This is a genomic window from Streptomyces nigrescens (assembly GCF_027626975.1).
Taxonomy (GTDB): Bacteria; Actinomycetota; Actinomycetes; order Streptomycetales; family Streptomycetaceae; genus Streptomyces; species Streptomyces nigrescens.
Genome location: NZ_CP114203.1, coordinates 9,159,335 through 9,174,381, shown reverse-complemented (window position 1 = coordinate 9,174,381; position 15,047 = coordinate 9,159,335). Strand labels below are relative to the sequence as shown.

Annotated in this window: 13 protein-coding genes; 6 read left to right on the top strand and 7 right to left on the bottom strand. The window is 70.7% G+C overall.

Annotation, left to right across the window (positions count from 1 at the left end):
- Positions 1-169: 169 nt before the first annotated feature.
- Together STRNI_RS39635 and STRNI_RS39630 are read right to left on the bottom strand one after the other, a co-directional pair.
- Positions 170-640 (bottom strand): SRPBCC family protein, encoded by a 471-nt coding sequence (locus STRNI_RS39635; RefSeq protein ID WP_159491821.1) that lies wholly within the window; start codon positions 638-640, stop codon positions 170-172.
- Entirely contained in the window at positions 640-1,392 is a 753-nt protein-coding gene (locus STRNI_RS39630; protein WP_277413038.1) for an alpha/beta fold hydrolase, read from the bottom strand. Before STRNI_RS39630 ends, STRNI_RS39635 begins: the two co-directional genes overlap by 1 nt.
- A gap of 62 nt (positions 1,393-1,454) precedes the next feature.
- Here STRNI_RS39630 and STRNI_RS39625 point away from each other — a divergent pair, with 62 nt between their 5' ends.
- From STRNI_RS39625 to STRNI_RS39615, 3 genes are all read left to right on the top strand, one after another.
- Positions 1,455-2,045 (top strand): TetR/AcrR family transcriptional regulator, encoded by a 591-nt coding sequence (locus tag STRNI_RS39625; protein ID WP_159491817.1) that lies wholly within the window; start codon positions 1,455-1,457, stop codon positions 2,043-2,045.
- Positions 2,046-2,230: 185 nt separating this feature from the next.
- Complete coding sequence (locus tag STRNI_RS39620; RefSeq protein ID WP_277413037.1) at positions 2,231-2,890, top strand: hypothetical protein; 660 nt, start codon at positions 2,231-2,233, stop codon at positions 2,888-2,890.
- 198 nt (positions 2,891-3,088) lie between these two features.
- Positions 3,089-3,937: an endo alpha-1,4 polygalactosaminidase gene (locus STRNI_RS39615; protein ID WP_277413036.1), complete on the top strand. Its 849-nt coding sequence runs from the start codon at positions 3,089-3,091 to the stop codon at positions 3,935-3,937.
- A 41-nt stretch (positions 3,938-3,978) separates the two neighbouring features.
- Here STRNI_RS39615 and STRNI_RS39610 read toward each other — a convergent pair whose 3' ends face one another.
- The 5 genes from STRNI_RS39610 to STRNI_RS39590 form a co-directional block, all read right to left on the bottom strand.
- Entirely contained in the window at positions 3,979-5,124 is a 1,146-nt protein-coding gene (locus STRNI_RS39610) for a hypothetical protein (protein ID WP_159491815.1), read from the bottom strand.
- A gap of 39 nt (positions 5,125-5,163) precedes the next feature.
- Entirely contained in the window at positions 5,164-6,768 is a 1,605-nt protein-coding gene (locus tag STRNI_RS39605; protein ID WP_277413035.1) for a hypothetical protein, read from the bottom strand.
- Between the two features lie 57 nt (positions 6,769-6,825).
- Entirely contained in the window at positions 6,826-7,881 is a 1,056-nt protein-coding gene (locus tag STRNI_RS39600) for a cytochrome d ubiquinol oxidase subunit II (RefSeq protein WP_277413034.1), read from the bottom strand.
- Entirely contained in the window at positions 7,878-9,359 is a 1,482-nt protein-coding gene (locus STRNI_RS39595) for a cytochrome ubiquinol oxidase subunit I (RefSeq protein WP_277413033.1), read from the bottom strand. Before STRNI_RS39595 ends, STRNI_RS39600 begins: the two co-directional genes overlap by 4 nt.
- A gap of 369 nt (positions 9,360-9,728) precedes the next feature.
- A complete protein-coding gene (locus STRNI_RS39590) occupies positions 9,729-10,067 on the bottom strand; it encodes a hypothetical protein (RefSeq protein WP_174876496.1) in 339 nt (112 codons plus the stop codon).
- A 185-nt stretch (positions 10,068-10,252) separates the two neighbouring features.
- On the opposite strand from STRNI_RS39590, the gene STRNI_RS39585 reads away from it, so the two are divergent.
- From STRNI_RS39585 to STRNI_RS39575, 3 genes are all read left to right on the top strand, one after another.
- Positions 10,253-11,875, top strand: coding sequence for a PucR family transcriptional regulator (locus tag STRNI_RS39585; protein ID WP_277413032.1), 1,623 nt, complete (start codon positions 10,253-10,255; stop codon positions 11,873-11,875).
- A gap of 416 nt (positions 11,876-12,291) precedes the next feature.
- Positions 12,292-13,473: an alanine racemase gene (gene alr, locus STRNI_RS39580; RefSeq protein ID WP_277413385.1), complete on the top strand. Its 1,182-nt coding sequence runs from the start codon at positions 12,292-12,294 to the stop codon at positions 13,471-13,473.
- Positions 13,474-13,534: 61 nt separating this feature from the next.
- Entirely contained in the window at positions 13,535-15,040 is a 1,506-nt protein-coding gene (locus STRNI_RS39575) for an amino acid permease (RefSeq protein WP_277413031.1), read from the top strand.
- Positions 15,041-15,047: the final 7 nt, after the last annotated feature.

Genomic DNA, 15,047 nt, shown 5'->3' with positions numbered 1-15,047 from the left:
AAAACCGGAAGAGGGGGCAGACCTTGCGCTTTGCCGCTGGAACGCCTCTTCCGGTGGGGAAACGGACGCATGGGGTGGGGTGATTTATAGCCATATGGCCTACCCCTTGACGGCTACCGGCGCGCGGGCCGGGGCCTCCCCCTCCACGCGCCGGGGAGGCCGACGCGATTCAAGCGGCCGTCCGGCAGGCGGCACTCAGCCGGCGGAGGGTCGTGCGCATACCGGCGCGATTGAGTGCGGCGCGGCGGGCGGCCGGGGTGCCGGTGAAGACCAGCCCCAGCAGCTCGGCGAGCCGGCGGCGCCACCCGCGGCGACGGCGGTCGGTCCAGTACTCGGTGACCAAGGTGCCCTGCTCCGTCGGGGTCAGCCGATAGCCCCAGCGCGCCACGGGCAGGCCGAAGGTGGTGTTGTCGAAGGCGAATTCGCGGCCGGGGTCGGCGGTGACGATCCGGCAGGTGGCGAACCAGACCCAGCAGGCCTTCCGGTTGATGCCCACGAAACGGTCGCCGCGGGGCCACACCCAGACGACTTCCGGGCTCCACTCCTTCATCCGCCGGACGTCGGCGAGGGCCGCATAGACGGTCTGCGGCGGGGCCGGTATTTCCAGGGATTCCTCCACGCTCCACTCCCGGCCGGTCATCACACACCCCCCTGGCGCGTGGCCTCGTGTGTCCGGGCCGTGATGACCGCGGCCGCATCGAGCACCTGCCGAGCGACGTCCGTTGCACCGGTGAGGCCGGTGAGGTGTCCGCACCTCGGCCGGATGACGAGGCGCCCGTCGCGGCAGGCGTGGAGGAAGCGGCGTTCATGGCGGCGGAAGTGGTCGCGTTCGCCGTTCACCAACCAGACCGGGCCCGGGTACACGGAGAGTGACGCCAGTGGATCCGTCCCTTGCACGGCCTCCACGACGCTCGGCGTGATCTCGGAAATCAGACCGCCCGCGACCATGGCGTCCGCCTGGGGGCGGGGCAGTGCGCGGCGGAACGCGAAGGCGCTGAGCCGGTTGGCCTCCTCGGGATGCCGGGCCGCCAGCCGCGCCGCTCCCCGGTAGACGGCGCCGAACGGCCCGCGCGGCAATGCCGTACAGCCCATGGCCACCAGGCCGAGGACACGGTCCGGGTGGGCACCGGCGGTGGCGAGGGCGACATAGCCGCCCAGGGACAGCCCGACGAGCAGGGCACGGCCGCCGAGTTCGTCCACGGCATCGGCGACCGCCGCCACGGCGTCCGACATGCCGAAGGGTTCTCCTCGCCGTTCGCCGTGGCCCGGCAGGTCGGGCGCCGCCATGGGGTGCCGCTCTCCGATGACTTGCATCACGGGTCGCCACATCGTGCCGCTCACGCGCATGCCGTGCACGAAGACGATGGGCAGCCCGGCTTCTTTGGACTCCATGCCCGGCACGCTACCTCAAACGCAACGCAACGTTGCGTTGTTCTTGATGCTAATCTCCCCTCATGAGCGAGGAGCGGCACGGAACACGGCGCAGCGGCGGCCCACGGAAGGCACAGGAGATCTTCGACGCCACGCTGGATCTACTGGCGGAGAGGGGCTACGAGGGGCTGACCATCGAGGGGGTCGCCCAGCGGTCCGGCGTCAACAAGACCACGATCTACCGCTGGTGGCCGTCCAAGGGAGCACTCCTGGGTGCCGCACTCATCGGCGCGCGCCGGCTCGACTTCACACCTCCCGACACCGGCAGCCTCGCCGGAGATCTGGAGTCCCTGCTGCGCACGGTGGTGACCCTCCTCACCACGCGGCCTTCCTCCGATATCGCCGTCTCCGTACTGGGCGCCGCCACTCAGAGCCCCGAACTTGCCGTGCACATACGGGAGTTCTTCGCGGACCGGATCGCGCTGGAGCAGCCGGTCTTCGATCGTGCCCTCGCCCGCGGCGAACTCGCGCCGGACACCGACACCATGCTGCTGGTGGATCTGCTGGCCGGGGCCGCCTGGGTGCGCGTCGTCCTCCGACAGCTGCCCCTCGACAAGGACTTCGTCTCGCGCGCCGTCGGCACCGTCCTCAACGGGGCCCTCGCACGGACCTGATGCTGCCTCCGCTTCAATCCCCTTAAAGAGTCCGTTTCACCATCAACTACAACTTTACTAATTCTTGGTGTAGTTGAATCAGATTTCACACCAGTCTCAAACCTAACAGCGACGAAGGTCACACTCGGACTCGTCGCTTCCACAAAGCTGGGCGAGAGGTAACAAGCACGATGGCAAGAAGCAAAATGATCCGCCACGGAAGCCGGCTGATGGCGCTGTCCACGGTGTCACTGGGCCTGGTCGCGGCGATGGCCGTGCCGGCCGCCGCGGCGGACGAACCCACCCGGGAGCAGCTCATAGCCGATTGCGCTTCCGGCGAGGGGAAGTGCACCTTCAACGAGCCGAAGCTCGGCAAGGCGTACCTCGGAGACTTCCGCCAGGTCTCCAACTCCCTGTACAACTGCAGTACTTCGGACGCCACCCAGTCGATGGGCTGGTCCGACACCGTGGGCTCCACGGACTCGGCGGGGGTCTCCGTCACGGCCGGCGGAAACATCGCCGGCATCATCGACCTGAGTGTCACCGCGACCTACAGCCACACCTGGTCGAGCTCGCACACCGAGAACAGCTCGCTGAACATGACGGTGAAGCCCGGCGAGGTGGGCTGGATCTCCCGTGCGCAGGTGATGCAGACCGTCACCGGCACCTGGCAGACGCACTACGACAGCCCGAAGTGGGACCACTACTACTGGTTCGTGCCGGACACCGTCACCGGGCCCGCGCCCAACGGGACGGACGGACAGAGCAATGCGGTGACCGTCAAGACCCGCAAGATGACCACCGCGGAGAAGAAGTCCTGCTCGGCCAAGTCGAAGCAGGGCCAGGCGTTCGTGGTCAAGCGCTGACCACGGCGCAGTCGCGCAGCTGAACGGGGGCGCGGTCTCATGCATTCGGGCACGGGGCCGCAGGATCACAGCCGCCGACCACAGTGCCTCTCGGCCCGCACGGACCGGGAGGCACACGCGGACCGCGAGGCGCACTCGACCGCGCCGCCGGCGCCGTATCCGGGGGCTGTTTGCGGCATCCGCGCATAAGCTCCGCTCGTGCACTCTCCACGTTCCCTCGCCGTCGGCGCCCTTGTCCTGGTCATGGCGCTCGGCACGGCATGTTCCGCCGGCCGTCCCCCGCACACCGCCGGCCCGGGGACATCCACGCCCTCCCCCGCTGCTCCCACCGCGGTGCGGCCACCTGCCGCGAACGCCGTCTTCGACTATCAGCTCGGCGGCGCCTATCCGCCGCCCGACAAGGTCCGGGCCGTCTCCCGCGACCGCACGGACGAACCGGCTCCCGGCCGCTACAACATCTGTTACGTGAATGCCTTCCAGGCGCAGCCCGACGACGACTCCTGGGAGGACGACCACCCCGAACTGCTCCTGCGGGACGAGCACGGAGACCCCGTCATCGACGAGGACTGGGACGAGCCGCTGCTCGACATCTCCACCGGCGCGAAACGTGCGGCCCTCATGGAGATCGTCGGCCCGTGGATCGACGGCTGCGCCAAGGCCGGTTATGACGCCGTCGAACCCGACAACCTCGACTCCTACGAGCGCTCCGACGGCAAGCTCACCGCCCGGCACGCAGCGGACTTCGCCCGGCTCCTGGCCCGCCGCGCGCACCAGCGGCATCTGGCCATCGCCCAGAAGAACACCACCGATCTGCTGCCGCAACGCGGCCGCATCGGCTTCGACTTCGCCGTCGTCGAGGAATGCGCCCGCTACGAGGAATGCACCGACTTCGCCACGGCCTACGCCAACAGGGTCTTCATCATCGAATATACGCAGCAGGACTTCACGGCCGCCTGCCGCGCCTGGGGCAAGAAGCTCTCCCTCACCCTGAGCGACCGCGATGTCCGCCCCGCCGGCACCAAGGGCTCGCTGCGCCGGTACTGCTGACAGCTGCCCCGGCGCCGCGCGGGGCGGAGTGGCCGGGGCGGTCAGGCATTCCGGGTGGGGCGCATCGCCCGTGCCGGGGTGGTGCCCAGATACCCGTAGGCCGAGAAGGCGCTGGCCACGAACGCCTCCTCCGGGCGTGCCAGCTCGGTGGTGGCGACCTCCTTGCACGCCGTCCGGGGCTCGGCGGTGCTCTGGCCGAAGCGGCAGGCGACAGCGGTGAGCTTGATGGTGACGAAGTCGGCGATCTGGGCGCCGTATTGGATGGGACGGCCGTGGATGGTGATGTCACCGACGGTGAAGGGCATGCTCGCGGGGACCTCGTAGACGGCCCGGACCCGGTGGTCCGCCTCGCCGCGCTCATAGGTCCAGTAGCTCTGGGGGTCGGAGCCGTCCGGGGTGGCCCAGCCCTCGGTGGAGAGGCCGTCGAAGTAGAGGCCCACGGGGTCGGCGAGGGTGATGGAGGCCTTCTGGCGGGCCAGCGCGTTCACCGAGCCACCGATGTGGGGGTCACTGTTGCGCTCGGGCTGGCCGTAGTCGCTGCACAGGCAGAGCTCCTGCTCGGCGGTGAGCTCGCGGCCGTCGATGACCCGGCGGATGGTGGCCGCGGCGGCCAGTTCGATCTCCGCGGCGAGGGTGTTGTTCTTCTGGATGAGGTGCATGGCGCCGTGCGTGGTGGTGCTGTTCCACTTGTTGTAGCGGTCGTACTCACCGTTGACGAACAGATCGCTCTCCTGCACCTCCGGGCTGATGTACCGGCGGTAGAGGCTGAGGGCGGTGTCCGGGCTGGTCTTCGCGAGGACGTCCCAGTACTCGGGCCCCTCGCAGGTGAACGTCACCCTGGTGACCTTGCCGTCCGTGCGGGTGACGCTCCACTCGCAGTACTCGTCCTGGGCCTTCCGGCTGGCCTCGGCCTTCTTCCAGCGCTGGAGGTCGGAGGTCGAGTTGACCTTGAGGATGCGGGGGAACGCCGTCCAGCTCACGGTCGCCGTGCGGGCATCGGCCGCCGTCTCGGTCTTGGTGAGGTTGTAGAACTGCGGCCGGGGGCTGTCGTGGAGCACCTGGCTGCTGTCGGGGCCCTTGATGGCGTAGTCGACATTGTCGGAGACGAAGACGTCCCATGCCTTACGGCCGAAGTCGCTGAGGTCGGTCAGTCCTCCGGGCGCCGAATAGGTGCCGTTCCTGGTCATGGCGGTGCTCCTCAGATCCGTGCGGTGACCGTGGTGTCGTCAGGTCTGTGCGGTCACGGTGGCGTCTTCATTCATCCGCAGCGTCGCGGCGGTGGCGGGGATGTCGGTGACGGGCAGGGTCAGTTCGAACTCGTGCAGCTTCATGGCCTTGAACTGTCTGCGGCGTGACTCGGCCAGCCGGACGTAGTCGTCGAAGCCTTCCCTGGTGGTGATCCGTTCCTGGACCTTCTTCAGATAGGCGGTGAGCCGTTCGCAGAAGTCGTCGCGCCAGGTGGCGTCGGGGAGGTTCCAGTGCGCGGCGAACCGGGCCTCCGGGCTGTCGGCCGGCAGCGTGCCTGCCGCGGCAAGGATCTGCTGGGCGACCCGGTCGCCGAGCGAGTCCGCGGCGGTGGCCGTGGTGGGCACATAGCGCATCAGCCGGGCGCGGTCGGCGCTGAAGACAGGGTTGGGGAAGTCGACCATCAGCGCGCAGGCCGCGAACTTCGGGGAGATCAGCCCCCGTTCGCCCATCTCCCGGACGACGGCGTTGTCCTCCAGGGCCGCCTCGGGCACCACGAACGCGAAGAAGGTGTCCCCGGGGCGGCTGAAGTTGCCGGCCTTCTCCTCCAGCCGGAAGCCGAAGGTGGCCAGGCTCTGTGCGTACAGGGCGGTGGTGGTGGCCGGGACGGGTGCCTCCACCTCCAGTCCGAGGTCGTCGAGCAGCGCGTCGTTGTTCATCCAGAAGCCCATCGGCAGCCGCAGCGGCTCGTCGCCGGGGCGGATACCGACGCTCTGGGTGGCGGTGCTGGTGAGGTTGACCGTCGTCGTGGTGAACAGCTGGCGCAGCAGATGGTCCGGGTGCTGCACGATGCCGCCGGCGGTGACCTTCTCCAGCCGGGCCGCGGTCCAGCGGTTGATCTGCGCGCGGACGGTCGTTTCCAGGTTCTCGGCGCCGATCACCCGCCGGTAGAGGGGGTTGTCGCGCAACGGGTCGTTGTCGGGCAGCTGGATGGCGGCCGACTGGGACTGCCAGTTGATCCACGGCTGCTTCAGTTCCTTCATCACGACACTGCCGTTGACGTGGCTGTCGAAGCAGCCCCGGCCGCGCGAGGCGGCGGCCAGGGCGTCCCAGGAGTTGCCGGTCCAGATCCAGGCCGGGGTGATCCGCATGTAGTAGTTGAAGACCTTGTTCCGGTCGTCCCAGGCGGCGACCTGCAGGAAGGTCGTCCGGGGGTCGCTGTTGGCGCCGGTGCTGATCAGCAGGTCGGCTTCGGTGCCCCGTACGGCATAGGTGAGGGCGAAGCGGATGTCGCGCCGGAGGTGCGGTGCGTCGGCCTGCGGGATCGTGCCCGACTCGCTCACCAGGTAGACCTTGGGCTGGTCGACGGCGCCGGGGAGCTGGTCCAGCAGATCCTGCACGGCCATCGGGAAGATGTGCCGCTGGAAGCACAAGGTGGCCATGGGGTCTCCCAGGGCGTCGAGTTCCTCCTGGCTCACCTCTCTGGGCCGCTCCTCGACTCCGCTCACCAAACGGTGGAGCCGGCCGGCCCGGAGCGTGGGATGTCCGCTCCCTGCCTCGAACTCGGCGTGCTCGGCGGCGATCGGCCCGTCAGGGCGTTGCAGCCAGGCCGTCGCCCGGCGCCGTTCCGCGAACTCGTCGGACATTCCGGTCCTCTCGCCGCCCGTCTGTGGTCAGTTGCCCCGTGGTCAGTTGCCCCGTGGTCAGTTGTGCTCGGTCGGATCGTCGCGGGCCGGTTCGGTCCGGCGCAGGTCGGTGTCGGAGAGCGGTTCGAGTTCGCCGTGGGTGTCGAGCCAGTACAGAAAGGCCACGGCCGGGCAGACGAGCACCGCGGCCACGAGGGTGACCAGGCCGGTCCAGCGCAGGCTCCCGGGGGCACCGGCGCCCTCGGCCACGGTCAGGGACGTGGGGATGAGGTCGGGGCGTTGGGCGGCCCCCCAGGCGATGATCGCCGCCGCGACCACGCCGACGGCCGTGACCCGGGCCCAGGCGCCGGACCCGCGCAGCAGCAGCCATCCGGTGGCGACGGAACAGACTCCGGCCAGGATGACGAGGCCGAGGCCGAGGCCATGGGTGAGTCCGTGCCAGACGTGCGGGGCATCGCTCCGGGTGACGGTCAGCATGACGGCCGCAAGGACGGCGAGCGCGACGACGCTGCCCAGAGCCCGCCGCCGGAAGTAGCCGACCAGGTCGGGTGCGCCGAAACGGGCGGCGTCGCCGGCAAGGAACACGGCGCCGAGGAAGGCCGTCGCCACGATGGCGATCAGTCCGAAGAGGACGGAGGTCGGGTTGGACCAGGCGTGGGCCGAGGCCTCCGTTCCCGGTACCGCCCGGCCCGAGGCGATACCGCCGACGGCCGCGCCGAGGAAGAACGGGGTGAGCAGTGAGGCGATGGCGAAGACAGCGCCGTAGAGGCGTCGCCCGGCGATCCGGCGGAGGGGTTTGCGCAGCGCGAAGCCGGCGCCGCGCAGGACCAGGCCGATGGCGGCCAGGGCCAGCGGAAGCCACATGGCGGAGAACACCGTCTGGAAGAGCGTCGGGAAGCCGGTCCACATGATGACGAAGACGAAGACGAGCCAGACGTTGTTGACCTCCCATACGGGGGCCATGGCGTGGTCGATCAGCCACCTGGGGCGCGCGCCGCGCTCGGTGCCACCGGCCGTCAGGTCCCAGAACCCGGCTCCGTAGTCGGTGCCTCCGGCGCAGGCGTAGGCGGTCACGGCGAGCAGCAGCACCACGGCGATGACATCGGCGATCACGGCCGGCCGTCCTCGGCCGGTCCGGCCCCGGTGCCGCCGCCGGACGGCGGGTCACCGGCCGGTACCCGTGAGCGGGGCCCGTACGGGGTGTCGGCCTCGGGTTCCTCGGTCCGCTCCCCCGCCCGGCGTGCGTCGGCGAGCCGCCAGCCCGTACGCATCTTGAGAAGCACCGCGAGCAGCGATCCGAAGATGAACACATACACCACGATGACCAGGCCCAGCATGATCCAGAGACTGGTGGACCGGGTCGGTGTCACCGCCTCGGCGATGCGCATGTGCCCGTAGACGATCCAGGGCTGGCGCCCGACTTCGGCGGTGATCCACCCGCATTCGACGGCGATGACGGAGGCGACGCCCGCGCAGGCGGCGCCGCGGAAGAACCACGGTGAGGTGGGCAGCCGGCGTCGCCGCAGCCGGCACCAGCCGTACCAGAGGGCGAGGAGGATCAGCAGGGAGCCGATCACCACCATGAGGTCGAAGGCCCAGTGGGCGATGGTGGCCTGGGTAGCCGTCGGCCGGTCGTCCGCCGGGACGGAGGTCAGTCCGGTCACCTTGGTCCCGGGGGTGAACCCGGCCAGGATGGAGTCGAATTGGGGGATCTTGATGCCGCCGGAGATGCTGCCGTCCGGATGCAGCCGGCCGAAGATGTACTCGGGTACATGGGTGTCGGTCCGCCAGACGAGTTCCGTCGCGGCGAACTTCACCGGCTGCTTGTGGAAGACCGACCGGGCGATCGAGTCGCCCAGCACGAACTGCACCGGGGTGAACACCGCGGCGAGGGTGAAGGGGACGGTGAACCCGAGCCGGTGGTAGCGGTCGCGGCGGCCGCGCAGCCAGCCGACTGCGTAGACACCGGCGACGGTGTAGCCCGCGGTGATCAGCATCGCCACGACGAAGTGCCAGTACTGCGGCCCGAACATCGGGGTGAAGATCGCCGACCAGATGTGCACGTCCTCGGGCTTGCCGTCGGCGCCGAGGGTGAATCCCTGGGGTGTGTTCATCCAGGAGTTGGCCGCCAGGATGCCGAACGCGCCGAGCAGGGCGGCGGCGGGCAGGGGCAGGCCGAGCAGGAAGTGGGTGCGGGGCTTCAGCCTCCGCCAGCCGTAGAGGTAGATGGCGATGAGGACCGCTTCGAGGAAGAAGGCCCAGGCCTCCACCCCGAACCCGATACCGAAGACGCCGCCCCACGTGCCCATCAGGCCCGGCCAGAGCAGTCCGAACTCGAAGGACAGCACGGTGCCGGTGACCACACCGACCGCGAACTGCACCGCCATCACCGCCGACCAGCGTCTGGCGAGGAGCAGCGCCACGGGGTCGTTCCGGCGCAGACCGCGATGGTGCATCACCAGGGTGATCAGCGGGAGCGCCACCCCGAGCGGCACCAGAATGATGTGGGTGGCCAAGGTGAAGGCCATCAGCTGCCGGGCCGGCAGCAGTTGGGCCGGGGCGTCCGCCAGCAGGGTGACCGTGGTGTGCATGCCTACGTGCCTTCGGTGCTCGGGACGTTCAGGAGAGCGCCGGCCTCGTCGTCCACGCTTGCCTGCCTCCTCGGTGCACGGCCCCGGCCCTGCGGGACACGGCGCCGGTCGCGCCGGCTCGTCACACAATCACCGGTGGACGCGCGGCAGCGCGCACGGTGCGGCCGGGTTGAGCCGTTGCGCCGATGTTCTTCGCCCGGTCGGCCCAGCCGACGGCTGGGCGCGCTCCGGGGCCGGTCCGGCGGCAGGCGACCGGCCGGCTCGCGGGGCCACGGACAGAGTGCGAGGGGCCCGGCAGCCCCACACCGCCGAACCCCTCTGCGAGGGAGACCCGCCGGTCTCCCTCGTTCCACTCAGCCCTTCGCCGCGTTAGGCCGTCTCATGACTGGCGTTGCCGTTGATCTTCTCGATCGCCTGCCGGGCCTGTTCCTGCGGCGAGCGGGCGGGCAGCGGTGACACCGTCGTGGACGCCATGGCGGGCTGGGTCCGCTCCTGCGGCATGGCCTTGGCGTGGGCGGCGGGCGGCCGGATGCGGAGCCGGTGACTGGCGGCCTCGTCCAGGGTCACCGGTCGTTTGAACCGGGCAGCCAGCCGGGCGGCGTCCTGACCGAGCGCGGCGACGTCCTCCCACTGCACGCGCACCACCAGAGAAAGTTCGGCGTCTCCGTCCGGCAATGCCTGCAGCTGCGGGATACCCGGGTCAGTCATGCTGCCTCCTCACATCGTGGACCGGTGCCCAGGGGGCACGGATATGGAGAGATACGCAGGGGCCCCCGTCACCGTTCACCTCCCGCCGGAGGGAAATGGGGAGCCAGGAGATCGCCGGGACGGGACCGGCCGACGGAGGTGCGGATTCCGTAGGGCACGATGGTGGGTGGAACGGTGAGCGGGTGATGCCAGTGATGAGTCTGCAGCGGCTTCTCGACTCCGTCGGGCCGGCCGTGCTGTCGGGGGTGTGCGCCCCCGGAGGCACCGCGGTCCCGGTGGGAGACGTGGTGATCGCCGAGCCGGACGGTGGCTTCGATCTGCGTCCGGGCGATGTCGTCCTCGGAGTGAACCTCACCGACCGTGCACAGGCCCTGCGGCTGATGTCGTTGTGCGCGGAGCGGTCAGCCGGCGCTCTGCTGCTGAAGGCCCCGGCCGCGGTCGACGAAACGGTGGTCACGGCCGCGAGCGCCGCGGGACTCCCGCTGGTGCAGGTCGAGCAGCAGGCGGGCTGGGCCCAGGTCGTGTCGCTGCTGCGGGCGGTGCTCGACAGCGAGGGGTACGTGGACTCCGGCAGCGGGACGGCGGGCGCCGAGGCGGGTGATCTCTTCGGGCTGGCCGATGCGATCGCCGCCGTGATCGACGCGCCGGTCACCATCGAGGACCGCAGCTCCCGGGTCCTTGCCTACTCCGCGCGGCAGGAGCGCGGTGACGAGGCGCGGGTCGCCACGATCATGGGGCGGCACGTCCCCGACGAGGTGAACGCGCATTTCCGGCGGTACGGCGTCTTTCACAAGATCGCCCAGGACACCGGCCCCATCTACGTACCTGCGGTGGTCGAGGGCACCAAGCCACGGCTGGTCGTGCCGGTACATGCCGGCGGGGATGTGCTCGGCTCGATCTGGGCCATCGTGCCGGGACCGGTGCCCGCCGAGCGGGCCGAGGCGTTCGCCGACACGGCCGCGACGGCGGCCCTGCATCTGCTGCGGCGGCGCGCCGGTGCGGATGTGGAGCGCCTGGTGCTGACCGACATGGTCGCCACCGTCCTGCACGGCCAGGAGGGAGCGGCCGACGCGGCGCGGCGTCTGGGGCTCACGACCGGCCCCTGGCGAGTGATCGCCGTGGGGGTGCGCTGCGAGGACGACGGTGAGGCGGAGCGCCAGCGGCTGACTGTTTGGGAGCGTATGTCCCGGTTCCGCGGTAGTCGTCTGCGGTCGCCCGCGGCGATCGTCGGCGGTGTGGTCTACGGGATCGTCCCGGCGGAGAGGGTCGCCCCCGGCGCGGACGACGGGTCCGGTTGGCTGGAGACGCTCCTTGGCACCGCCGGAAGACCCGCTCCGCTCGTCGCGGTCGGCGGACTCGCGGCGTCGGTCCCCGGCCTGGCCCGCTCGCGCGAGCAGGCCGATGACACCCTCGATCTGCTCCGGACGGGCCTGATCGCGCGCGACCAGGCCGTGCACGACGAGGTGTGGGCCACGGTCGTGCTGCGCCATGTCGCCCGGTCCGCCGCGGCGACACGGATTGCGGGCGTCGGGCCGCTGCGGCAACTGGTGGACCACGATCGTGCACACGGGACGAACTGTGTGCCGACGCTGTATGCCTGGCTGGAGGCGATGGGCGATCCACGGGCCGCCGCCGCCCGGCTGCACATCCACCCCAACACGCTCCGGCACCGGATGCGCCGGCTCCAGGACGTCGTGGCGCTGCCGCTGGACGACCCGGAGGTCCGTACCGCCCTGCTGCTCCAGCTCACCGCCCGCCAATACAGCACAGAGGGCGGCCCGGACGACACGGTGAGCGCTTCCGCGTGAGGCACCCCGGGCCGCTGCCCGGTATGTCGCTCTGACGACCCGGCGTCTCCGTATGCCGGAATGTCCGTATGCCGTCCTCCCGTACACCGCCCCCTCCCGAACGCCGCCCCCTCCCGAACGCCACCTCCTGGCCCTGCGCCCCTCCCCGTTGTCCCGGCCCCACTGCCGAGCGGTCCGAGACGGTGCCGATCGAACGATGACGGGCCGTTCCCCCGCCGAAACCATGGGTCCACCCGCAGCCCACCGGGCAGCAATGGTTTCCCTGGAAGGACGGTGGCATGTCATTCGGCATTCCCCGCGAGGCCGAGATCGCCGAAGCCGGACCCGGAGCGGGGGTGACCGCGGTGGTGGAACGGCACCCTCCGGAGGTGTACGCCGAGCCGTCCTCCACAAGGCCGGATCCGGTCGCCGAGTCGATGGCCGGACAGCACGGCCAGGAGGCACAGCGGGCCGGAACACCGCACGCACAGGCCCGTATTGACCTCTCGGCGGTCCGCGCCAACGTCAGCCGGTTGTGTGAAGCAGCCGGCTCCGCCGAGGTGATGGCCGTGGTCAAGGCCGACGGCTACGGTCACGGCATGGCCGCCGTCGCCCGCGCGGCGCTCGCGGGCGGTGCCACCTGGCTCGGCGTCGCCGGGATGCGCGAAGCACTGGCGCTGCGCGCGGCCGGCGTCCCCGGCCGGCTGCTCGCGTGGCTGCTGACCCCGGGTGACGACTGGAATGCCGCGGTGGCGTCAGGCGTCGAGCTGTCGGCCGGTGCCACCTGGGCGGTGCGGGCCGCGGTCCGGGCGGCACAGGCCGTGGACCGTCCCGCGCTGCTGCACCTCGAAGCGGAGACCGGGCTCGGGCGCGGCGGCGCGACCGCGGACGACTGGCGGGCGCTGCTGGAGACCGCGGCCCGCGCCGAAGCGGCCGGGTACGTCCGGGTCGTCGGCGTGTGGTCGCATCTGGCGCGGGCCGATGAGCCCGGACACCCCTCCTGTGACGAGCAGTTGGCCGCCTTCCGCAGCGCTGCCGGGCTCGCCCGTCGGGCCGGGCTCACCCCCGACGTCCTCCATCTGTCCAACTCGGCCGCCACGCTGACGCTTCCGGAGGCACACTTCGACCTCGTACGCCCCGGGCTCGCCGTCTACGGACTGAGCCCGGTGCCGGACCTGGCCGCGCCTTCGGAGCTGGGGCTGCGGCCGGCGATGACCCTCACCGCCCGCCTCGCCTCCGTCAAGCGGGTCCCCGCCGGGCAGGGCGTCTCGTACGGCCACCGCTATCGCACCGCCCGTGAGACGACCCTCGGTCTGGTCCCCCTCGGCTATGCCGACGGTGTTCCCCGGCATGCGTCGCAGGCCGGCCCCGTCCTTGTCGCCGGGCGGCGGCACACGGTGGCGGGCACCGTGTGCATGGACCAGTTCGTGCTCGATCTCGGCGACGCCCCCGCCGCGCCCGGGGACGAGGTCGTCCTTTTCGGGCCCGGCGACCGTGGGGAGCCGGGTGCGGCGGACTGGGCGCGGGCCGCCCAGTCCATCTCCCACGAAATCGTCGCCCGTATCGGCGCCCGCGTTCCGCGCACCTACACCGGCGGCTCGGCCTCCGGAGAACTCTGACGACCTCCGCTCCCCCACCCCCTTGGATGATCACCGCCCCCTGACGAAGAGAGCCTTCACCATGACGCACCGGCTTCCACCGTCCTCGCCGCGTCCCGCCGGGAACGAGCGCTCCGGCCCCGACGACTCCGGTCCCAACGGCTCCAGTCCCGACGGATCCGGTCCCGGGCACCTCCACCGGGGTCTTCAGCCCCGCCACATCCAGATGATCGCGATCGGCGGAACCATCGGTGTCGGGCTGTTCCTCGGCTCCGCCGAGGCCCTCCACGACGCCGGTCCGGGCCTGCTGCTCACCTATGCGGTCGCCGGCGTGGTCGTCTTCTTCGTGATGCGTGCCCTGGGTGAACTCCTGGTGTACCGGCCCGTGTCCGGGTCCTTCGCCACGTACGCGGAGGAGTTCATCGGCAACTGGGCAGGGTTCGCCACCGGCTGGAGCTACTGGCTGATGTGGGTCGTCACCGGCACCGCCGAGCTGACCGCGGCCGGGATCTACGTCCAATACTGGTGGCCCGAGGTGCCCCAGTGGCTGCCCGGCCTCATCGCCCTGGCCATCCTCGGCGTGGCCAATCTCGCGGCGGTCCGGTTGTTCGGGGAGTTCGAGTTCTGGTTCGCCCTCATCAAGGTGCTGACCATCATCGTCCTGCTGGTCATGGCCGCCGCGATCCTGATCTTCGGCTTCGGCCCCCTGGGGGAGAGCGCGTCCCTGAGCAACATCTGGAGCCACGGCGGCTTCTTCCCGCACGGTATGGCCGGGCCGCTGCTCGCCCTCCAAGTAGTGGTGTTCGCCTTCGTCGGAGTCGAACTGCTCGGTGTGACCGCCGGCGAGAGCAAGGACCCCGACAAGACCCTCCCCAGCGCCGTACGCCGGGTGATCTGGCGGATCGCGCTGTTCTACCTGGGCGCCCTCGCCGCGGTCATGGCACTGGTCCCGTGGAACCAACTCGATCCGCACGTCAGCCCGTTCGTGCTGGTCTTCGCCAAGGTCGGGATCCCCGCGGCGGCCGGTGTGGTGAACATGGTCGTGCTCACCGCGGCCCTGTCGTCCTGCAACAGCGGGGTGTTCTCGACCGGCCGGATGCTGCTCACCCTGGCCCGGGACCGGCATGCGCCGGCCGCGTTCGGGAAGGTCAGCCGCCAAGGCGTACCCGCCGCGGGCATCCTCGCGTCCATGGCCGTCATGCTGCTGGGGGTGGCCGCGAACTACTTCGTCCCGGAGGAGGCCTTCGCGTATGTCACGAGCGTGGCGACCGTCGCCGCGGTGTTCACCTGGGGAATGATCGCCTGCGCCCATCTGCGCTACCGGGCGGCGGTCCGCGCCGGGCGGCTCCGGCCCGTCGCCTTCCGGATGCCGCTGGCACCCGTATCGAACTACTTCGTCCTCGCCTTTCTCGGTCTCGTGCTCGTCCTGCTCGCCTTTGACACCGAGAGCAGAATCGCGCTGTACGTGGCTCCGGTCTGGGCGGCGATGCTCGTGGCGGGCTACTTCCTCACCCGTCACCGCCGGGCCGCCGGCCCCCAGGACGCACCGCCCGACGAGGAGATCGCGGAGCCGTCACGGAGCAGGTAGCCGGGCG

Coding starts and splice junctions, on each gene's coding strand:
- STRNI_RS39635 (WP_159491821.1), bottom strand. CDS start 640: ATGACCGGCCGGGAGTGGAGCGTGGAGGAATCCCTGGAAATACCGGCC.
- STRNI_RS39630 (WP_277413038.1), bottom strand. CDS start 1,392: ATGGAGTCCAAAGAAGCCGGGCTGCCCATCGTCTTCGTGCACGGCATG.
- STRNI_RS39625 (WP_159491817.1), top strand. CDS start 1,455: ATGAGCGAGGAGCGGCACGGAACACGGCGCAGCGGCGGCCCACGGAAG.
- STRNI_RS39620 (WP_277413037.1), top strand. CDS start 2,231: ATGATCCGCCACGGAAGCCGGCTGATGGCGCTGTCCACGGTGTCACTG.
- STRNI_RS39610 (WP_159491815.1), bottom strand. CDS start 5,124: ATGACCAGGAACGGCACCTATTCGGCGCCCGGAGGACTGACCGACCTC.
- STRNI_RS39605 (WP_277413035.1), bottom strand. CDS start 6,768: ATGTCCGACGAGTTCGCGGAACGGCGCCGGGCGACGGCCTGGCTGCAA.
- STRNI_RS39595 (WP_277413033.1), bottom strand. CDS start 9,359: ATGCACACCACGGTCACCCTGCTGGCGGACGCCCCGGCCCAACTGCTG.
- STRNI_RS39590 (WP_174876496.1), bottom strand. CDS start 10,067: ATGACTGACCCGGGTATCCCGCAGCTGCAGGCATTGCCGGACGGAGAC.
- STRNI_RS39585 (WP_277413032.1), top strand. CDS start 10,253: ATGCCAGTGATGAGTCTGCAGCGGCTTCTCGACTCCGTCGGGCCGGCC.
- alr (WP_277413385.1), top strand. CDS start 12,292: ATGGCCGGACAGCACGGCCAGGAGGCACAGCGGGCCGGAACACCGCAC.
- STRNI_RS39575 (WP_277413031.1), top strand. CDS start 13,535: ATGACGCACCGGCTTCCACCGTCCTCGCCGCGTCCCGCCGGGAACGAG.